Origin of the sequence: Sulfitobacter sp. W027, from assembly GCF_025143985.1 — a bacterium.
GTDB lineage: Bacteria > Pseudomonadota > Alphaproteobacteria > Rhodobacterales > Rhodobacteraceae > Sulfitobacter.
The window spans coordinates 773,582-793,414 of record NZ_CP083564.1; the positions used below are offsets into that span (position 1 = coordinate 773,582).

The 19,833-nt window shown below is 62.3% G+C and carries 19 protein-coding genes; 9 read left to right on the forward strand and 10 right to left on the reverse strand.

All coding sequences use genetic code 11. The annotated features are described in order from the left end of the window. Window positions 1–13 precede the first annotated feature (13 nt). Window positions 14–1,366, forward strand: coding sequence for an MATE family efflux transporter (locus K3759_RS03855; protein ID WP_409202509.1), 1,353 nt, complete (start codon window positions 14–16; stop codon window positions 1,364–1,366). On the opposite strand, the gene arsC is transcribed toward K3759_RS03855, so the two are convergent. The 3 genes from arsC to K3759_RS03870 are packed head-to-tail and all read right to left on the reverse strand — an operon-like array spanning window position 1,363 to window position 3,091. Continuing rightward, window positions 1,363–1,704, reverse strand: a complete 342-nt coding sequence (gene arsC / locus K3759_RS03860; protein WP_259984403.1) for an arsenate reductase (glutaredoxin) — start codon at window positions 1,702–1,704, stop codon at window positions 1,363–1,365. The genes K3759_RS03855 and arsC overlap by 4 nt on opposite strands. Further along, complete coding sequence (locus K3759_RS03865) at window positions 1,701–2,741, reverse strand: quinone-dependent dihydroorotate dehydrogenase (protein ID WP_259985557.1); 1,041 nt, start codon at window positions 2,739–2,741, stop codon at window positions 1,701–1,703. The genes arsC and K3759_RS03865 overlap by 4 nt, the downstream gene beginning before the upstream one ends. Next, window positions 2,741–3,091: a DUF952 domain-containing protein gene (locus tag K3759_RS03870; RefSeq protein WP_259984404.1), complete on the reverse strand. Its 351-nt coding sequence runs from the start codon at window positions 3,089–3,091 to the stop codon at window positions 2,741–2,743. Before K3759_RS03870 ends, K3759_RS03865 begins: the two co-directional genes overlap by 1 nt. Window positions 3,092–3,220: 129 nt before the next feature. Here K3759_RS03870 and K3759_RS03875 point away from each other — a divergent pair, with 129 nt between their 5' ends. Together K3759_RS03875 and K3759_RS03880 are read left to right on the forward strand one after the other, a co-directional pair. Continuing rightward, window positions 3,221–4,777, forward strand: coding sequence for a bifunctional UDP-sugar hydrolase/5'-nucleotidase (locus tag K3759_RS03875; protein WP_259984405.1), 1,557 nt, complete (start codon window positions 3,221–3,223; stop codon window positions 4,775–4,777). Between the two features lie 141 nt (window positions 4,778–4,918). Continuing rightward, the gene (locus tag K3759_RS03880) at window positions 4,919–5,332 is read left to right on the forward strand and encodes a VOC family protein (protein WP_259984406.1); all 414 of its coding nucleotides are present in this window, start codon (window positions 4,919–4,921) and stop codon (window positions 5,330–5,332) included. A gap of 68 nt (window positions 5,333–5,400) precedes the next feature. Here K3759_RS03880 and K3759_RS03885 read toward each other — a convergent pair whose 3' ends face one another. Then, window positions 5,401–5,748 carry a hypothetical protein gene (locus K3759_RS03885; RefSeq protein ID WP_259984407.1) on the reverse strand — a complete coding sequence of 116 codons (348 nt, stop codon included), beginning with the start codon at window positions 5,746–5,748 and terminating at the stop codon, window positions 5,401–5,403. A gap of 90 nt (window positions 5,749–5,838) precedes the next feature. Continuing rightward, window positions 5,839–6,738: a LysR substrate-binding domain-containing protein gene (locus K3759_RS03890; protein ID WP_259984408.1), complete on the reverse strand. Its 900-nt coding sequence runs from the start codon at window positions 6,736–6,738 to the stop codon at window positions 5,839–5,841. Between the two features lie 97 nt (window positions 6,739–6,835). Here K3759_RS03890 and K3759_RS03895 point away from each other — a divergent pair, with 97 nt between their 5' ends. Both K3759_RS03895 and K3759_RS03900 read left to right on the forward strand, forming a co-directional pair. Beyond that, window positions 6,836–8,059 carry an acyl-CoA dehydrogenase gene (locus K3759_RS03895; protein WP_093926936.1) on the forward strand — a complete coding sequence of 408 codons (1,224 nt, stop codon included), beginning with the start codon at window positions 6,836–6,838 and terminating at the stop codon, window positions 8,057–8,059. Between the two features lie 73 nt (window positions 8,060–8,132). Further along, window positions 8,133–10,307 carry a thiamine pyrophosphate-dependent enzyme gene (locus K3759_RS03900; RefSeq protein ID WP_259984409.1) on the forward strand — a complete coding sequence of 725 codons (2,175 nt, stop codon included), beginning with the start codon at window positions 8,133–8,135 and terminating at the stop codon, window positions 10,305–10,307. A 170-nt stretch (window positions 10,308–10,477) separates the two neighbouring features. Here the strand turns inward: K3759_RS03900 and K3759_RS03905 are convergent, their stop codons facing one another. The 4 genes from K3759_RS03905 to K3759_RS03920 are packed head-to-tail and all read right to left on the reverse strand — an operon-like array spanning window position 10,478 to window position 14,567. Then, window positions 10,478–11,710: a mandelate racemase/muconate lactonizing enzyme family protein gene (locus K3759_RS03905; RefSeq protein WP_259984410.1), complete on the reverse strand. Its 1,233-nt coding sequence runs from the start codon at window positions 11,708–11,710 to the stop codon at window positions 10,478–10,480. 23 nt (window positions 11,711–11,733) lie between these two features. Continuing rightward, window positions 11,734–12,576: an NAD(P)-dependent oxidoreductase gene (locus tag K3759_RS03910; protein ID WP_259984411.1), complete on the reverse strand. Its 843-nt coding sequence runs from the start codon at window positions 12,574–12,576 to the stop codon at window positions 11,734–11,736. Window positions 12,577–12,588: 12 nt separating this feature from the next. Beyond that, entirely contained in the window at window positions 12,589–13,368 is a 780-nt protein-coding gene (locus K3759_RS03915) for an HpcH/HpaI aldolase/citrate lyase family protein (protein ID WP_259984412.1), read from the reverse strand. Beyond that, window positions 13,365–14,567 (reverse strand): FAD-binding oxidoreductase, encoded by a 1,203-nt coding sequence (locus tag K3759_RS03920; RefSeq protein ID WP_259984413.1) that lies wholly within the window; start codon window positions 14,565–14,567, stop codon window positions 13,365–13,367. Before K3759_RS03920 ends, K3759_RS03915 begins: the two co-directional genes overlap by 4 nt. 240 nt (window positions 14,568–14,807) lie before the next feature. On the opposite strand from K3759_RS03920, the gene K3759_RS03925 reads away from it, so the two are divergent. The 4 genes from K3759_RS03925 (at window position 14,808) to msrB (ending at window position 17,333) form a co-directional block, all read left to right on the forward strand. Beyond that, window positions 14,808–15,356, forward strand: a complete 549-nt coding sequence (locus K3759_RS03925) for a sigma-70 family RNA polymerase sigma factor (RefSeq protein ID WP_259984414.1) — start codon at window positions 14,808–14,810, stop codon at window positions 15,354–15,356. Next, window positions 15,353–16,045 carry an anti-sigma factor domain-containing protein gene (locus tag K3759_RS03930; RefSeq protein ID WP_259984415.1) on the forward strand — a complete coding sequence of 231 codons (693 nt, stop codon included), beginning with the start codon at window positions 15,353–15,355 and terminating at the stop codon, window positions 16,043–16,045. The genes K3759_RS03925 and K3759_RS03930 overlap by 4 nt, the downstream gene beginning before the upstream one ends. A 169-nt stretch (window positions 16,046–16,214) precedes the next feature. Next, the gene (locus K3759_RS03935; RefSeq protein WP_259984416.1) at window positions 16,215–16,769 is read left to right on the forward strand and encodes a fasciclin domain-containing protein; all 555 of its coding nucleotides are present in this window, start codon (window positions 16,215–16,217) and stop codon (window positions 16,767–16,769) included. An 81-nt stretch (window positions 16,770–16,850) separates the two neighbouring features. After that, window positions 16,851–17,333 (forward strand): peptide-methionine (R)-S-oxide reductase MsrB, encoded by a 483-nt coding sequence (msrB, locus tag K3759_RS03940; RefSeq protein WP_259984417.1) that lies wholly within the window; start codon window positions 16,851–16,853, stop codon window positions 17,331–17,333. A gap of 54 nt (window positions 17,334–17,387) precedes the next feature. On the opposite strand, the gene hrpB is transcribed toward msrB, so the two are convergent. Beyond that, window positions 17,388–19,811 (reverse strand): ATP-dependent helicase HrpB, encoded by a 2,424-nt coding sequence (gene hrpB / locus K3759_RS03945; RefSeq protein ID WP_259985558.1) that lies wholly within the window; start codon window positions 19,809–19,811, stop codon window positions 17,388–17,390. Window positions 19,812–19,833 lie beyond the last annotated feature (22 nt).

Below are 19,833 nucleotides of genomic sequence, written 5' to 3' on the forward strand. Positions count from 1 at the left end.
AGAGACAGAGCCGCTGACCGAGGCAGAGGTGCGCGCGGTAAAGCGCGGCACGCTGGCCGCACGCGATGTGGTGACACACCGCCGGGTGCTGAAGATTGCCCTGCCGATCGTGATTTCCAACGCCACCGTGCCCATCCTCGGCGCGGTTGATACCGGCGTTGTGGGGCAGCTAGGGGCAGCGGCACCAATCGGCGCTGTTGGGCTGGGTGCGATCATCATCTCGGCGCTCTACTGGATTTTCGGCTTTCTGCGGATGGGCACCGTTGGGCTGACCGCGCAGGCGGCGGGCAATGGCGAAGAGGGCGAGGTCGCAGCGCTCCTCACGCGCGGTCTGCTGATCGGCGCAGGCGCGGGGCTGGTGCTCATGGCACTGCAATGGCCGCTCTTCTGGGCTTCCTTTCAGGTTGCCCCTGCCTCTGCCGAAGTTGAAGGGTTGGCACGGCAGTACATGGCGATCCGCATCTGGTCCGCCCCTGCCGCCATCTCGATCTATGCAATCACTGGCTGGCTCATTGCGCAGGAACGTAGCCGCGCTGTGCTGGTGCTGCAAATCTGGATGAACGGGCTGAACATTTTGCTGGACCTGTGGTTCGTGCTGGGCCTTGGCTGGGGTGTCGAGGGCGTGGCGATTGCCACCTTCCTCGCGGAATGGAGCGGGGCGGCCTTGGGGCTGTGGTTCTGCCGCGCCGCCTTTGCGCAAACTGCCTGGCGCGATTGGGTGCAGGTCTTTGACGGACCGCGCTGGACGCGCATGATGCGGGTGAATACCGACATCCTGATCCGCTCACTGCTGTTGCAGGCGATCTTTGTCTCCTTCCTCTTCATGGGGTCAGGCTTGGGCGATGTGACCTTGGCCGCCAATCAGGTGCTGCTGCAATTCCTGATGATCACTTCCTACGGACTGGACGGTTTTGCCTTTGCGGCCGAGGCCATCATCGGCCGGGCCTACGGTGCGGGCCAGCGCGAAGTGTTGCGGCGCGGGGCAGTGCTGACCTCGGGCTGGGCACTTCTTGTCAGCCTACTGCTGGCCGTGGCCTTTGCCGCTTCCGGCGGGGCGATCATTGATCTGATGGCCAAAGCGCCGGAGGTCCAAGACCTCGCGCGGGTCTATCTGCCCTATATGGTCGCGGCCCCGATCTTAGGCTGCGCGGCCTATATGCTGGATGGAATTTTTATCGGGGCCACCCGGTCGCGCGATATGCGCAATATGATGCTGGTCTCGTTTCTGTTCTATGTCGCCGTGGCGCTGCTGCTGGTGCCGAGTTTGGGCAATCACGGGCTGTGGATTTCGCTCTTGGTGTCCTTCGTGGTGCGGGGCATCACACTCGGGCTGCGCTATCCGGCCTTGGAGCGCGCGGCGGGTTAGAGCAGCGCCTTCACCGCTTCTGGTGGGCGGCCAATCACGGCGCGGCTTTGGGTAAAGGCGATGGGGCGTTCGATCAGGATGGGATGAACGGCCATTGCGTCAATCAGTGCGTCTTCGGGGCTGTCACTGGTGAGGTTCAGCTCTTTAAAAACCTTCTCGCCGGTCCGCATCATTTCAATCGCCGTCAGGCCAAGCGCATCGCGGGCGGCAATGATTTCCTCCCGCGTCGGCCCGTCTTCGAGGTAGCGACGGAGGCTCACCGTCACGCCAGCCTCTTCGATCAAAGCCAAGATCTTGCGGGACTTTGAGCAGCGAGGATTATGCCAAAGGGTAATCACAGCCAATCCTCGCGCTTGCTGCCCACCGCGTCGGCCACAGTGGCAAAACCATCGCGGGCCAAAAGTGTCTCCAACCCGCCGGTGATCTCGCGCACCAGCCCAAGGCCACCGAACACCAGAGCCGTATAGAGTTGCACCGCCGAGGCACCTGCGCAGATCTTGGCGTAAGCGGTTTCGGCGTCCGACACGCCACCAACACCGATCAGCGGAATGTCAGTCAGCCCGGCGAGCCGCGCCAGAACGCGGGTCGAGCGCTCAAACAATGGCGCCCCGGAAAGGCCACCCGCCTCGCCCGCATGTGCGCTGGCGAGGCCGGTTCGGTCGAGCGTGGTATTGGTCGCGATAATGGCAGCGACGCCCGAATTTTGGGCGACCTCGGCCACGTCCTCAATTTCGGCGGGGCTGAGATCGGGGGCGATTTTCAGGAACACGGGCGTGGCACCGCGCACTTCCATCACCCCTTCGAGCAAGGCCGAGAGTGCCGCTTTGCCCTGAAGATCGCGCAGCTTTTCGGTATTGGGAGAAGAGACATTCACCGTGGCGAAATCGACGTGATTGCGCGCGGCGGTCATCACCCGGGCGAAGTCGGCAGCGCGGTCGGGGCTGGTCTTGTTCGCGCCGAGGTTCAGCCCCACCGGAACGCCAGTGCCGCGCTGTGACAGGCGGGCGCAGATCGCCTCCATCCCATCGTTGTTAAATCCAAAGCGGTTGATCGCCGCGCGATCCTCGGTCAGGCGAAACAGGCGCGGGCGCGGATTGCCGGGTTGGGGCAAGGGCGTGGCGGCGCCCACTTCGATAAAGCCAAATCCAGCCCGGCTCAGCGGAGCCACAGCGGTCGCGTTCTTGTCAAATCCCGCCGCGAGCCCGACGGGGTTCGGCAGGTCCAGCCCCGCGAGCGTCGTATGCAGACGGGGCGAGGTTTGCGGACCGGGGGCCGGGGCCAGACCCGCCCGCAAGGCGCGGATTGCCAGACCATGCGCCGCTTCGGGATCAATCCGGTGCAGCGCGCTGAGGCCCAATTTTTCAAGCAGCGCCATCATGCGCTTGCTTCGCCCAGACCGGCAGGAAACTCATGCGTGCCATCCACCAAGGGCAGGGGCTGCGCCCAGACCACGTCTTCGAGTTTCAGCTGGCGATAGAGATGCGGAAACAGTGCACCCCCGCGCGAGGGTTCCCATTTCAGCGCATCGCCCAGCGTTTCGGCCTCGACGGCGAGCAGGAACAGCCCCTCGACCCCGGCGAAATGTTTGGCGGCAGTCTCTTGGGCCTGTTCGGCGGTGGAGAAATGCACATAGCCATCGGTCACATCAATCGGTGCCCCATCAGTGGCTCCGTTCTTGCGCAGCGCCGCCCATTCGTCGGCGCGGAATATCTTGAAAATCAGCATAACTTCTGATGCCCGCCGGGCGGGGCGGGGTCAAGACCCACAGGTGACCATAGGGCAGGCGACATGGCCTTTGACACGGGCCGAACCCCACGCCACGATACCGGCATAATAACCAACAGGGGAACTATCATGAAACGATTCCTGACCGCGACCGCAGCGCTGGCTTTGACCAGTGGCATGGCGGCGGCTGAGTATAACCTCACCATTTTGCACACCAATGATTTCCACGCTCGGTTTGAGCCGATCAGCAAATATGACGGTCCTTGCGGTGCCGAAGACAATACCGCTGGCGAATGTTTCGGCGGTTCTGCCCGTCTGATGACGGCGATCGCCGAGGCGCGCGAACGGGCGGGCAACAGCATCCTTGTGGATGGCGGTGACCAGTTTCAGGGCACGCTGTTTTACACCCAGTACAAGGGTACACTCGCCGCTGAGATGATGAACCAGATGGGCTATGACGCGATGACCGTGGGCAACCATGAATTCGACGATGGCCCCGAAGTGCTGCGCGGCTTTATGGATGCAGTGGAATTTCCGGTGCTTATGTCCAACGCCGATGTCTCGGGCGAACCGCTTCTGGCCGATAAGCTGGCCAAATCCACCGTGATCGAGAAGGGGGGCGAGAAAATCGGCCTGATTGGCCTGACCCCGGAAGATACTCACGAACTCGCCAGCCCCGGCGACAAGATCACCTTTTCTGATCCGGTCGCAGCGGTGCAGGGGGAGGTCGATAAACTGACCGCCGAAGGTGTCAATAAGATCATCGTGCTCAGCCACTCGGGCTATGGCGTCGACCAAAAGGTTGCGGCAGAAACAACGGGCGTCGATGTGATCGTGGGCGGCCATACCAACACACTGCTCAGCAACACGGATGAGCGCGCGGAGGGCCCCTATCCGACGATGGTGGGTGAGACCGCGATCGTGCAGGCCTATGCCTACGGCAAATTCTTGGGTGAGCTGAATGTGACCTTCGATGATGAGGGTAATATCACCAAGGCCGAGGGCGAGCCGCTGATCATGGACGCAGCCGTGACCGAGGATCAGCCCACCGTTGACCGTATCGCCGAAGCCGCCAAACCGCTTGAGGAAATTCGCAATCGCGTCGTCGCTGAAACCGCCGAGGCGATTGATGGTGAACGCGGCAACTGCCGCGCACAGGAATGCTCAATGGGCAACCTTGTGGCTGATGCGATGCTCGACCGGGTGAAGGATCAGGGCATCGACGTGGCGATTGCCAATTCGGGCGGGCTGCGTGCCTCCATCGACGCGGGTGAGGTGACCATGGGCGAAGTCCTCACCGTGCTGCCGTTCCAAAACACGCTATCGACCTTCCAGGTCACAGGGGCGCAACTGATCGAGGCGTTGGAGAACGGCGTGAGCCAGCATGAAGAGGGGGCCGGCCGTTTCCCGCAAGTGGCGGGCATGTCCTTTGCCTTTGACCCCAAGGCCGAAGCCGGCAGCCGGATCAGCGATGTGATGGTGGCAGGTGAGCCGATTGACCTTGAAAAGACTTATGGCGCCGTCTCAAACAACTACGTTCGCAACGGCGGCGATGGCTACGCGATGTTCAAAGATGCCGCTAATGCCTATGACTATGGCCCCGATCTGGCGGATGTCACGGCTGAGTATCTGGCCAAGGATGGCACCTATAAGCCCTATACCGACGGTCGTATCACCATGAAGTAACGATAGGTTACGACCTGATCGGAAAGGGCGCGTCCTGCAAGGGGCGCGCCCTTTTGTTTTGGTGATCCGAGAGGAACGTAGCACCCTTGCACCTTACACCGGGCAGGCTACACAGGGCAGCAGATAGATAGGAGACGACCCATGCTCACCCCCTTTCACCTTGCCTATAACGTCCGCGACCTTGATGAGACCCGTGCCTTTTATGGCGATGTGCTGGGCTGCACCGAGGGCCGCTCGACCGAGACTTGGGTCGATTATTCCTTTTTCGGCCACCAAATCTCGATGCATCTGGGGGAGCCTTTTGCCACACAGGCAACCGGAAAAGTGGGCGAGCATATGGTGCCGATGCCGCATCTGGGCGTGGTCTTGCAGATGGACGATTGGAAGGCGCTTGCCGAACGGCTGAAGGGCTCAGAGGTCGATTTCGTGATCGAGCCTTCGCTGCGTTTCGAGGGAGAGCCCGGCGAGCAGGCAACGATGTTTTTCCGCGATCCCTCGGGCAACCCGATTGAGGTCAAGGGCTTTGCCGATATGGAGCGCGTCTTTGCCCAATAGGGCCGCATCTTAAAACCCTAAAGCCCCGCAGTAGAGTGCAGGGCTTTAGGGTGTCTAAGGCCTATGCGTTACTGCGTGACAGGCACGTCGAAACTGATAAAGCCTTCAAAAACGGGCTCTTCCATGGTTTGCCCGCTGAAGCTCGTGGGGGTCTCTGCGGTGATGTCGAGCGTATAGCTGCCGTTCACGGGGATCGCGCCGCTGGTCCAAGCCTCCCCCTCGCCGGTGACCGTATGGCTGCCGGTGGCATTATTGGTAAAGATCACCTGATCGCCCGGCTGCACATGCGACTGCGAAGGGAAATAGGCGCCGTCAACGATCAGCACATTGCGGGTTTCGGCGAGCGCGCCGGAGACCGCGAAAACGCTCATGGCAAGGGCCAGAGCGCCAGCGCTTTTGCGGTATGAAGTTAGCATCATCTGCTCCTTTAGATTGCCCCGATGCGGGCGGATTGGCTGGTGTTGTACAGGGTGAATGCGGCATAACTTTGGCCGCTATGGACTGGTTCAATCGGTCGCCACCGGCTCCGCCTGCTGCGCGAGCCAGCCGCGAAAGGACGCGAGCGCTGCGGTTTCGTCCCGGTCTTCTGGCCAGACGAGGTAGTAATTGCCGATGCTTTGGGTGGTCTGTGAGGCCGCCAGCACTAATTGCCCATCGCGCAGATAGGGGCGGGCGAAAAAGGTCGGCAGCAATGCCACGCCCAACCCGTGGATCGCCGCCTGCGCCATGGTCGAGAATTGGTCGAACATCATGCCGCCCGGCGGCTCTTCGGTCACGCTTAGCGACGACAGCCACCGCGCCCATCCGCGCGGGCGGGTCTCCAGATGCAGCAGCGGCAGGTGCCGCACATCGCGCGCGTCTTCCAACGGTTCGGCCAGCAGGTCAGGCGCACAGACCGCCACGACCGTTTCAGGCAGCAGCGGCAGGTAGCGCACGCCGGGCCAGTCTTCATGACCAAAATGAATGGCGGCGTCAAAGCGGCTGCCCGCAAAGGCAAAGGGGTGCAGCCGGGTCGAAAGGTTCACCGTCACCTCAGGATGCGCGCGCGCGAAATCGCGCAGCCGAGGCGCGAGCCAATGCATTCCGAAAGCGGGGAGGATCGCCAGATCTAGCGTGCCGCCGGTAGGGTTGGTCCGGGCCGAGACCGAGGCCTGGGCCAAACGGTTCAGGATATCGCGCACCTGCGTCACATAGTCCAAACCCGCTTGGGTCGGGGTCAGCCGTCGCCCTTGCCGGATCATCAGCGACACGCCCAGTTGCTCTTCGAGCGTCTTGATCTGGCGGCTTACCGCGCTCTGCGTCAGGTTCAATTCCTGCGCCGCCGCCGTGGCGGTGCCAAGCCTTGTGACCGCCTCAAACGACAGCAAGGCTGAGATCGAGGGCAAGAAACGACGCGGCGCAATCATATGAGTTTTTCTCATGAACACAGGACAAAGCAGCGATAGAGTTCCCCGGCGCAATTTGCAATACTGCGCCAAATCACATCACCCGAAAGGATGCCTCATGACTGCCGAAGCCCCCAAGCTGCGCGCCAAAGACAAACCCGATCTTGGAACCTTTGACTGGACCGACCCCTTCCGCCTCGACAGCCAGCTGACCGAAGACGAACGCATGATCCGCGATTCTGCCCACGCCTATGCGCAAGAAAAACTACAGCCCCGCGTCATCGACGCCTTCGCCAATGAAGAAACCGACGCAGGCATCTTCCGCGAGATGGGCGATATGGGCCTTCTGGGCGTCACCATCCCCGAGGAATACGGCGGCTTGGGCGGCAACTATGTCTCCTACGGACTGGTTGCGCGTGAAGTGGAGCGGGTCGACAGTGGCTACCGTTCGATGATGTCGGTACAGGCGAGCCTCGTCATGTATCCGATCTATGCCTACGGCTCCGAAGAGCAGCGTCAGAAGTACCTGCCGAAACTTTGCTCGGGCGAATGGATTGGCTGCTTTGGCCTGACCGAGCCTGATGCGGGTTCTGACCCTGCCGGCATGAAAACCCGCGCAGTGAAGACCGAGAACGGCTATAAGCTGACCGGCTCCAAGATGTGGATCTCGAACTCCCCCATCGCCGATGTTTTCGTAGTCTGGGCCAAGTCCGAAGCGCATGACGGCAAGATCCGTGGCTTCGTGCTGGAAAAAGGCATGAAGGGTCTGAGCGCGCCGAAGATCGGCAACAAGCTGTCTTTGCGGGCCTCCATCACCGGTGAAATCGTCATGGACGGTGTCGAAGTCGGTGAAGACGCGTTGCTGCCAAATGTGCAGGGTCTGAAAGGGCCGTTCGGCTGTCTGAACCGTGCGCGCTACGGTATCTCTTGGGGTGCGATGGGCGCCGCCGAATTCTGCTGGCACGCCTCGCGCCAATACGGTTTGGACCGCAAGCAGTTCAACAAGCCGCTGGCGCAGACTCAATTGTTCCAGAAGAAACTGGCCGACATGATGACCGAAATCTCGCTGGGCCTGCAAGGCTCGCTGCAAGTAGGTCGTCTGATGGATGCCGCCAATGCCGCGCCTGAGATGATCTCGATCGTCAAGCGTAACAACTGCGGCAAGGCGCTGGACGTGGCGCGCATGTCGCGGGACATGCATGGCGGCAACGGTATTTCCGGTGAATTCCAAGTGATCCGCCACATGATGAACCTTGAGACGGTGAATACCTATGAAGGCACCCATGACGTCCACGCGCTGATCCTGGGCCGTGCCCAGACCGGCCTGCAGGCGTTCTTTTAAGAAACGGTTTGGGGGGATCACCTCCCCCCAACGCGCCTCCCTTGAGGCAAAATTTCAAATACCAAGAGGCCCCATGGACCGCGTTGCAATCGTTCATGAGAACTTCCTCCGTCGCGTTGCGGCGGGGGATTTTCCCGTTTCCACCTCTGATGAAAAGGCGCTTGATCGTGCCGAGTTAGAGCAGCTGTACCGCGCACAAGTGCTGAGCCGCGCACTCGATTTGCAAAGCCGTGTCATGCAGAAAGAAGGGCAGGGGTTTTATACCATCGGCTCGTCGGGCCATGAAGGCATGGCGGCAGTGGCGGCAGCGCTGCGCGTCGATGACATCGCGTTTTTGCACTACCGCGATGCGGCGTTCCAGATCGCCCGGGCCGATCAGGCCGAAGGGCAGGACATGCTGCGCGATATGCTCCTGAGTTTCGCTTGCTCTGCCGACGATCCGATCAGCGGCGGGCGGCACAAAGTGCTGGGCTCGCGCCCGCTGATGATCCCGCCGCAAACCTCAACCATCGCCAGCCACCTACCCAAGGCCGTGGGGGCCGCGCATTCCATCGGCATGGCGCGGCGCAACCGGCCTGAGCATGCGATCTTGCCGCGCGATGCGATTGCCATGTGCAGTTTTGGCGATGCCTCGGCCAACCACTCCACTGCCCAAGGCGCGATCAATGCGGCTTGCTGGACCGCGGTGCAGGGCGTGCCGCTGCCGCTGCTTTTCGTCTGTGAGGACAATGGCATCGGAATTTCGACCAAGACACCGACGGGATGGATCAAGGCCTCCATGTCTGCCCGACCGGGCTTGAAGTATTTCGAGGGCGACGGGCTGGACCTTCATGCGGCTTTCTCGGCAGCAAAAGAGGCGGCGGATTATGTTCGGGTCCACCGTAAGCCCGCCTTCCTGCATCTGCGCACCGTGCGGCTCTATGGTCATGCGGGGGCGGATGTGGCGACGTCCTATCTGCCGCGTGCAGAGGTTGAGGCTGATGAGGCGAATGATCCGCTGCTGCATTCCGCGCGGCTGTTGGTGGAGGCTGGAATGAACGCCGATGAGGCGCTGGCGATTTACCGCGATACGCAGGACGCGGTGGCCAAGGCTGCGGAGGAAGTGGTGAAACGGCCTCGGCTCAAGACAGCGTCGGACGTAATGGCAAGCCTTGTGCCGCCCAAGCGTAATTGCGCGTCCAGCAACGGGCCGAGTGCCGAGGTCCGTGCCGAGACATTCGGCAGCGATATGGCGCAGATGGACAACCCACAGCCGATGTCGCGGCTGATCAACTGGGCGCTGCACGACCTGATGCTGGCGCATCCTGAGACCATGCTGATGGGCGAGGATGTGGGCCGCAAGGGCGGGGTCTATGGCGTTACACAGAAGTTGCAGGGCCGGTTCGGGCCGGGGCGTGTGATCGACACGCTGTTGGATGAACAGAGCATCCTGGGTCTCGCCATCGGTATGGCGCATAACGGTTTCGTGCCGATGCCTGAGATCCAGTTCCTCGCCTATCTGCACAACGCCGAAGACCAGTTGCGCGGCGAAGCGGCGTCGTTGCCCTTCTTCTCGGACGGGCAATGGACCAATCCGATGGTGCTGCGCATCGCAGGGCTGGGCTATCAGAAGGGCTTTGGCGGGCATTTTCACAATGACAATTCGCTGGCCGTGTTGCGTGACATTCCGGGGATCATCATTGCTTGCCCCTCGGCGGGGGATGATGCGGCGATGATGTTGCGCGAAGCGCACCGTTTGGCGCGTGAGGAACAGCGGGTGGTGGTCTTTATCGAGCCGATTGCACTTTATCCGATGCGCGATCTGGTGGATGCCGGAGATGGCGGCTGGATGCGGCACTACCCGGCGCCGGATCGGCGGATTGGCCTGGGCGAGGTTGGTGTCTCGGGCAAGGGCGCGGATTTGGCGATCGTAAGCTATGGCAACGGGCATTACCTCAGCCAGCAGGCGGCGCGGGATCTGGCGGAGGCGGGCGTGGATGCGCGGGTGATTGATCTGCGCTGGTTAGCGCCGTTGCCGGAAGCAGCGTTGATGGAGGCAATTGGGGATCGGCCTGTGTTGATCGTTGATGAATGTCGCCGCACAGGTGGGCAGGCCGAGGGGCTGATGGCGCTGATGGCGGAGCAGGGCGTTGAGCGCTTTGCGCGGCTGACGGCGGAGGACAGCTTTATCGCGACGGGTCCGGCCTATGCGGCGACGCTGCCCTCGCGGGAGGGGATCGTGGCGGCGGCGCGGGATTTGCTTGGGTAAAAGGAGCGCAGGCCCGGAAGCAAGCCGCAGGCGCCGGGCTATCGCCTGCCCGCCCCCCGGGTAGGCGATTGGGTGAGGCTGGGTGCAACTCTGCGAAGGCACACCTTGGTTGAACCATAAAGTGGCAAGGGTCACCGTCGGGATCGCCGACCCGCGGGCAGGCGCTGGCCCTAGTCGTTTTTGCTTGGCGCGCCGCCTTGGAAGTTGTTACCGTTCGCATAGTCACAGGGCGCTTCTTGCATTTCCAGATGCAGCCCGTCTTCCGTATAGGGATGCGCTCGGGCGAGATTTTCATCCACCTCAATCCCCAGACCGGGCGCGTCGGGGGCTGCGATAAACCCCTCCTCGACCCGGATCGCCCCCTTAATCAACTGATCATGAAACGGTGTCTCAATGCACTCGCACATCAGAATATTCGGGATCGCTGTGGCCAGCTGCACATTTGCCGCCCATTCCACCGGTCCGGCGTAGAGATGCGGGGCGATCTGCGCGTTGTAAACCTCGGCCATGGCGGCGATCTTCTTGGCCTCGTTAATGCCCCCCACACGGCCAAGCGCCGGTTGCAGGATTTCCGCAGCCCCGGAGCGCAGCAGCGGCGCGAACTCGGCCTTGGTGGTAAGTCGTTCGCCGGTTGCGACCGGAATGCGCACCCCGCGCGCGACCTTGGCCATCTGCTCGGGCGCGTCGGGCGGGATCGGCTCCTCAAACCAAAGCGGATCGTAAGGCTCCAAAGCCTTGCCCAAACGGATCGCGCCCGCAGTTGTAAACTGCCCATGGGTGCCGAACAGCAAATCGGCCTTATCGCCCACCGCCTCGCGGATGGCTCTGCAAAAGGCTACGGAGGTGGTGATGTCGGACCTCGCAGGCATATGCCCGCCGCGCAGCGTGTAGGGGCCAGCGGGGTCGAACTTCACCGCCGTATAGCCCCGCGCCACGCAGTCTGCCGCCGATTCCGCCGCCATCTCGGGCGAGGTCCAAAACGCCGCCACATCGTGATGCGGCAGCGGGTAGAGGTAGGTATAAGCGCGCACCCGATCATTGGTGCGCCCACCGATCAACGCATGCACCGGGCGGTCGCGGTCTTTGCCGAGAATATCCCAGCAGGCGATCTCAAGGCCGGAAAACGCGCCCATGACGGTCAGGTCTGGCCGCTGGGTGAAGCCCGACGAATAGGCGCGGCGGAACATCAACTCGATATTCTCGGGGCTCTCGCCCTGCATATGCCGGACAAAAACGTCTTCGATAATCGCGCGCATCGCCTCAGGCCCGACGCTGGCGGCATAGCATTCGCCCCAGCCGATCACGCCGGTGTCGGTCGTCACTTTGACCAATATCCAGTAGCGACCGCCCCAGCCGGGGGCAGGCGGGGCCGTCACGATCACTTCAAGGTCTTGCAGTTTCATGACGGTCCCTCCTCGGAGCCTGATCAGGTTTCTTTCTTGTCGTTGACGATGGTCATCTGCGCCAACCCGCTCTCGCCCAGATCGACCTTGGCGAAGGGGCCGCCGTGGCACATCTGACCGGGGTCGGTGATGTCGACGGGGCCTTCCTCGGCCAGCACTTTTTCGGCGAATTGCTCGGCGTTGTCTTTCGGGCGGTAGCCTAAGAATGATGCCTTGGCGTTGTCCACCGGCGCCCGGTCGTTGTTCGACACGCCGTAGATGACCGAGAAACCGACCGAAGGCGTGTCGACGGCGCGGGTCACCAGTTGGATCAGGTCGTCATAGGACAGCCACGAGCCGAGCGCGCGGGAGTTGTTGACCTGCGCGGCGCTGAGGATGCGTAGGTGCACGGATTCCAACTGGCGCTTGTCCCAATACATGGAGCCGAGGTCTTCGGTGAAGCATTTGGCGAGGCCGTAGAACGTGTCAGGCTTGTGCGGGGCGTCGATGCCGATGAAGTCGGATTTCTTGTGCATGCCCACGGCGTGGATCGAGGAGGCATAGACCACACGCCGCACCCCGGCCTGATAGGCCGATTCCCAAACGTTGTAGGAGCCGACGAAGTTCGGGCCGAGCAGTTCCATGAAAGGCTTCTCGTCCACGATGGCACCGAAATGCACCACCATGTCGGCGCCTTCCATCAGGGCTGCAACCTCATCGTATTCCGCCAGATCGGCCTTCTGAAAGCGCTCGCCGTCGTAAAGTTTGCCAATGTCCTCGGCGATGTCAGAGCTGACCAGTTCTTCGCACATCGCGGCCAGCGGCTCGCGCAGGTAGGAGCCAAGCCGACCGGCAGCACCTGTCAGGACCAGTTTCTTAAATTTCATAATATCTTCCTTTCACGTCTCAGAAATCTTGCCGCGCACTTGGGCGCGCAGGGCATCGGCCCCTTTGGCCAAAAGGCCCACGTCGGTGCCGCAGGCGACAAAGGTGAAGCCTTCGTTCAGCAATTGGGCGGCGAAATCGGGGTCGGTAACCAGCGTGCCGACGGGAATGCCCTTGTCCATCAACAGCTTCGCAGCCGGGCGGATCACCTCCCACACCTCGGGGTGCAGGGTCTGGCCGAGATGGCCCAAGTCTGCGGCGATGTCGGCGGGGCCAAAGAAGATGCCGTCGATCCCCTCAACCTCAGCAAAGGCGGCGGCGTTTTCGACGGCGGCGCGGGTTTCAAGCTGGATCAGGATGGCGGTCTGGTTTTCAACCTCGGTGTTGTAATCCTCGACCCGGCCAAACTGGTTGGCGCGGTTCAGCCCGGCCACGCCCCGGATACCGCGCGGCGGGTAGCGGCAGGCGGCGACGGCAGCGCGGGCCTCGTCAGGCGATTGCACCATCGGAAACAGCAGCCCCGGTGCGCCGAGGTCCATCAGGCGTTTGACCTTGACCGCGTCGTTCCAATCGGGCCGCACCATCGCCGTGGTGTCACTGCCCGAGAACGCCTGAAGCTGCCCAAGCACGGACTTCATATCGCTCGGCGCATGCTCCATATCCAGCATCACCCAGTCATAGCCGGCATGGGCCACCACCTCGGCGGCATAGCCATCCGAGAGGGAGACCCAAAGCCCCAACTGCTTTTTCCCGGCGCGAATGGCCGTGAGGAATGTGTTTTCGCGCTGTTTCATATTACGGCCTTTTCAACAAATTTCTCTGCGCGGACGATCCGCGCGTAATCCAGCGGGGTCAGGTCAAGCGAACGATAGGCTCCATGGGTGATCAACTCAGCCGTGCCGCGCCCGATGGCGGGGGCCTGCTGCAACCCATGGCCGGAAAAGCCGTTCATGAAGACGAAGTTCTCAACCTTGTCGTGCCGCCCGACAATTGCGTTCTGATCTACAGTGTTAAAGGCGTAGTGGCCGACCCATTCATTGATCACCTTGACCCGTTCAAAGGCCGGAACGCGGGTGGCGATGATGGGCCAGACCTTCTCCTCCCAAATCGAATGGTCAAAGGCAAAGTCATCATAGGCCGCGTCATAGTCATCTTCGGGCGGGCAACCGGCCATATAGTATTTGCCCTCTTGGCGCATATGCACGCCGCTGGGGTCGATGGTCAGCGGCAGGTCCATCTCAAGCGGCTCGGCAGCGTCAAAGATGAAGGTGTAGCGTTTGCGCGGCACCACGGGCAGGGTGATCCCCGCCATCTGGGCCGTCGCCGCCGCGCGGGGCCCGGAGGCATTTACAACCGTGCCGCAGGAGACCTGTGCGCCCGATTTCAACGTCACCGCATCCACGGCGCTGCCAGCCGCGTTCAGCGTCATGCCCGTCACCTCGTCATGGATAAAGGTCACGCCCCGACGCTTGGCCATACGCTTGAACCAGTCAAACATAGTGCCGCCGTCGAAGTAGCCTTCGTTCACTGTGTTGTGGTTGCCCGCGATCACATCGTCGAGCATGTAGAACGGATAGCGCGCGGCAATCTCGTCCTTGGTCATATGCTGGGTATGCGCCCCCATGGAGGCCTGAATGCTCTGCGCCTCGCGCAGGGTCTGGGCAAACTCCGGCGTGTCGGCAAGGTAGAGGTAGCCAAAGCTTTGCAGCGCCAGGTCCGGCACCTCGGGATCGTCATGCATGAAGTGGCGGAAGTTCTTAATAAACTCGGCCCCGAACTGCGAAATCTGGATGTTTACCGGCGCGGTGAACTGCTGGCGGATGCAGGAATTTGTGTGGCTGGTTGAGGCAAACTCATAGGTGGGGTCACGCTCCACCACCAGCACTTCGCCGTCAAACCCCGGCGTGTTGGTCAACCACCAAGCCAAGGCCGAGCCATAGATGGCCCCGCCCACGATCACCACGTCATAAGACGTCTCAAGCGCGTTTTGCATGCACAGTCTCCCTTTGCGCATTCCCCTCTGAATTGTGGGTAGCCTAAGCATCCAGAGCCTGCAATCTTTGTGAACGGCAGGGCGATTTTTCGTTTTCCCGCGACGGGTTGCGCGACGGCCCAAGGATGGGGCAGGGTGGCATTTGAAAGATGCGGTTCTATTGCATCGTTGACTTTTGTAGCGGCTGTCGCACCATGATTGCTGTGCCGAAAAAGACATCAACGCCCAAAGGAGTGGCCATTGGACAGCGACCGTGAAGAGATTGAACGTCTGATTGCACAGGTTGCATTGGGGGATCGTGCCGCCTTTGAGGCGCTTTATGATCGGGTGTCTGCGAAACTATTCGGGGTCTGCCTGCGTGTGTTGGATACACGGGCCGCAGCAGAGGACGCCATGCAGGACAGTTTCGTCAAAATCTGGAACAATTCCGACCGCTATCAGGCCAATGGTCTGTCGCCGATGACGTGGCTGATTACCATTGCGCGCAATACTTCGATTGACCGACTGCGTGCGATCCGAAAGGGCCATCAGGATATCGACACGCCGGGGTTGGAGCTGGCCGCGCCCGGACCGAACCCGGAGCAATCCGCCGTTGCCGCGTCAGAGGCGAAACGCCTGACCAGTTGTCTGGATGATCTCGATGCGGATCGCGGCGCTGCGGTGCGCGGGGCCTACCTTGACGGCGATAGCTATGCCGATCTTGCTGCGCGGTTTAACGTTCCCCTTAATACAATGCGCACATGGCTGCGACGCGGGCTGATGAGCCTGCGGGAGTGTATGAGCGCATGAGTGACACCCCCATCATCCCACCCGAAGACGACGATCTGCTGGCCGCCGAGGTGGCCCTTAGTCTGCTCGAAGGCGAAGAACGCGTGGCCGCACGCGCGCGCCTTCTGGATGACCGCGCATTTGCCCGTGACGTGGCCGATTGGCAGGAGCGTTTCGTCGCGCTGACTGATGATATCGCACCTGTCGCCCCGCCCGCGAGACTGCGCAAATCGCTGATGTCGCGGCTTTTCCCCACGCGCCATGTGCCATTGTTACAGCGCCTCTGGCTCTGGCAGGGTATTTCGGTTGCAGCACTCGCCACCGTCGCCTTCCTTGCCTTGCCGATGCTGCGCGAAACGCCGGTACAAACCCCGGGCGACGTCTATGCCGCCCGTATGGCCGCTGAAGACAGTGCGCTGGAAATGCTGGCCGTTATGGACATGTCGCGCGGCGATATCGCGCTGCGTCGGGTGTCTGGCACCGCCCCCGAGGGCCGCGTGCTGGAGCTTTGGGCGATCCTGCCCGACCGCGCTCCGATCTCCTTGGGCGTTCTGCCTGAAGGCGATGTAAACCGCGTGGCCTTGCCTGCCGATCTGGCACCCGAAGCGGCGCAGATCACACTGGCCATCACCGACGAGCCGCCGGGCGGCGCGCCGGAGGGTGCCCCTACGGGGTCCATCATGGCCGTCGGGGCCGTTGCCGAACTATAAAAGCCAGAACGCCCAGCTTGCCCCAAGCTGGGCTTTGTGACTTTATCCATTTAAAACAACGATCTCACCCTTCTGAAAGTTTTTTGGACCTTTTTGAAACTCCTCCCCATCCCGGCCCGTGGGTTCAGCATCGCCCCCCAAAACGGGAGGCTTCTGAGGAGGAAAACCAATGATCAATTTCAAAACACTCGCCGCCGCGACCGCAGCTGCCACTCTGCTGGCCACCGGTGCGATCGCCGCCAATCCTGAAGTGGGCGGTGCACCCATGTTCGAGGAAAAAAACATTGTCGAGAACGCTGTGAACTCCGCCGATCACACCACGCTGGTCGCCGCTGTGAAAGCTGCCGGTCTGGTCGACACGCTGGCTTCCGAAGGCCCGTTCACCGTTTTCGCCCCCGTTAACTCCGCCTTTGACGCGCTGCCCGCTGGCACCGTCGAGACGCTGCTGAAGCCCGAAAACAAAGAGATGCTGACCAAAGTGCTGACCGCGCATGTTGTCGCGGGCAAATGGTCTGCCGCTGATATCGCCGCCAAGGCACGCGCCTCCAGCGATGGGTTCTACCATTTCGAAGCGGTATCGGGCGACGCTTTGTCGGCACAGGTAAAGGGCAAGAACGTCTATATCCTTGACGAAAACGGCAATGCCTCGCGCGTAACTATCGCAGATGTGAACCAGTCAAACGGCGTGATCCACGTTGTCAACAGCGTGCTGGTCCCCAAATAAAGGGCGTCCCGTACGATGTAGCCGGGCCAGTACCTCCATGCTGGTCCGGCGCTATCTCACCCCACCGCGAGGAGTAACACCATGAACAGACGTCATTTTCTGACATCGACCTTTCTGGGCGCCACCGCCATCGGGCTGGGCACACGCGGTGCATTGGCAGCCTATGTCGAGGGCGATTTTGAGATTACGCGCAGCGAGGCCGAATGGCGCGCCATGCTGAGCGATACCGAATATGCCGTGATGCGCGAAGGCGATACGGAACGTGCCTTTACCAGCCCGCTCAACGATGAGACGCGTCCCGGCACCTTTATTTGCAAGGGCTGTGACCAGCCGCTTTATGACGCTGCGACCAAGTTCAAAAGCGGTACCGGCTGGCCGAGCTTTTACCAGCCGCTTGAAGATGCGGTCGAGACGATGCCGGACAACAGTTTCTTCATGCGCCGGACTGAGGTGCACTGCGACCGCTGCGGCAGCCACTTAGGTCATATTTTCGACGACGGGCCTGAGCCGACGGGCAAGCGGCATTGCCTCAATGGAGTCTCGCTGAAGTTCGTCGCGGCCTAATCACCACGGCATAACCGACCTGACCGCGCGCCTTTTTCGGCGCGCGTTGCCAGTTTAGGTGCCGCGCGGTTTGGCGCGCAGGGTAGGGTCTGCCACCGTGGGGTCTTCGGGCCAAGGGTGGCGGGGGTAGCGACCCCGCATGTCTTTGCGCACATCGGCATAGGAGCTGGCCCAGAACCCCGGAATGTCCATCGTGACCTGCACGGGGCGCTGAGCGGGGGAGAGCAGGGTGACCTGTAGCGGCTGCCCGCCCACGGTAGGATGCCGGGTCACGCCGAACATCTCTTGCAGGCGCAGCGAGATGCCGGGGGTCTCACCGCTGTAGTCAATGGCCACGCGCCGCCCCAGCGGGGTTTCGAAATGCGCAGGCGCGGCGCGGTCCAACTCTTGCTGCTGTTCCCATGTCAGCGGCGCTTTCAGCGCCGGGGTGATGTCAAACCCCTTCCAATCGCCGGTGCTGCGTACACCTGCGAGATGCGGTAGCAGCCAGTCATCAAGCGTTTCCATCAGATGCGCTTCGCTGAAATCGGGGAAAGGCGCGGACATCAGCCGCGCACGGGCCAGAAACAGCGTTGCGGCCTTGCCGGGTTTCAACCCCAACTGTCGCACACCGTCGAGCATCGCCACGGCCACGGCCTCGGCAGGGGCATCTGGCCATGTGCGGTCTTCCAGAACCAATGCGCCAAAGACCTCTTGTTGCCGGGTCAGCACACGCCCCTCGCGGCGGGACCAGAGGCAGACGTCCTGCCATTGGATTTGATCGGCGAACGTGGCGCGTAATTCGGCATCCGTGATCAGCGCCGCCTGCCGGATCCGGGCCTCGCGTGGGTCGCCGTCCAGATCGGTCGCCACCAGCAGCCGTGCGCCCGCCATTGGGTCAGCCTCAGGCAGAACTGCGCCTTTACCACCCGACAGAACATAGCGCGGCGCATCGCCTTTGCGGCGCAGGCCAAGGCGGTCCGGATAGGCAAGGGCGGCGAGAACGCCCAAAGCGTCCGGCCCATCGGCTTTCGTCATCCGACTTAGCCGTTTGGCCTCGGCCTTGATCCGCGCCAGCGTCGGGGCATGGGGCGCGGCGACGGTGCGTTTCCCGGCCAGCGCATCCATCCGCAGCGACAGGTCCACCGGCGCGCCGCGCATCGGGTCACGCTCGGCTAAAAGGGCGGCGAGCAGCGGCGCACGCGGACCGCCGCGCGCGACCATATGCGCCAGACGCGGGTGCAGGGGCAGCTTGGCCAATTTGCGGCCATGGTCGGTGATGCGGCCCGTGTCGTCCAACGCACCGAGCATGCGCAAGACCGCCTGCGCTTCGGCCAAACGGCCCGCATGGGGCGGGGTGACAAAGCTTAATTCTTCGGCCTGCGCGCCCCATAGCGCCAGTTCCAGCGCAAAGCCGGTGAGGTCTCCCGCCTCAATCTCCGCCGGGGGGAAGGCGGCCAGCGCGCCTTCTTCGCCGCGCGTCCAGAGTTTGTAGGCCACGCCCGCCTCAACCCGCCCGGCCCGGCCCGCGCGTTGCGTGGCCTCGGCGCGGGTCACACGTTCGGTCACCAGCCGCGACATGCCTGATGCGGGGTCGAACAGCGCCCGGCGCGAGCGGCCAGCGTCGACGACGATGCGGATGCCTTCGATGGTGAGCGAGGTTTCGGCAATGGAAGTCGCCAGCACGACCTTCCGCCCCGACCGCACGGGCGCAATGGCGGCCTGCTGCGTCTTGAAGTCCAGCGCACCGAAGAGCGGGGCCAAGGTGCAGTCGCTTGGCAGAGTAGAGCGCAAAAGCGCTTCCACCCGCCTGATCTCGCCCTCACCGGGAAGGAAGACCAGTGCCGAACCGGGGGCCTCCGCAAGCGCCTTGAGCGTCAGGTCGGCCACTGCATTCTCCAGCCGTTGCTTGCCCATGGGCTTGTCGAGCCAGCGCGGCTGCACCTCAAAACTGCGGCCTTCGGAGGTGACGATGGGGGCTTCCATCAACTCTGCCACCGGGGCGGCATCGAGTGTGGCGGACATGGCGACGAGAAGCAGATCGTCCCGCAAGGCACCCGCGACTTCGAGGCAAAGCGCGAGGCCAAGATCGGCGTTGAGCGAGCGTTCGTGAAATTCGTCAAAGATCACCGCGCCGACGCCCGGCAGATCAGGGTTGTCTTGCAACATGCGGGTCAGGATCCCCTCGGTGACGACCTCAATGCGGGTGTTTTTCGACACCGCCGAAGCGCCGCGCACCCGAAAACCCACCGTCTGGCCGGTCTCTTCGCCAAGGCTTTCGGCCATGCGCGCGGCCGCGGCGCGGGCCGCAAGGCGGCGCGGCTCCAGCATCAGGATGCGATCCTTGGTCAGGCGAGCGTCGAGCATTGCCAGCGGCACGCGCGTCGTCTTGCCCGCACCGGGGGGCGCTTGCAGCACGACGCGGCCCGTGTCGCGCAGGGCAGAGATGACCTCAGGCAGGACGGCGTCGATGGGCAGGGCGAAATCAGCGTTGGACATGGCGCGGTTATCGGGCAAAGCC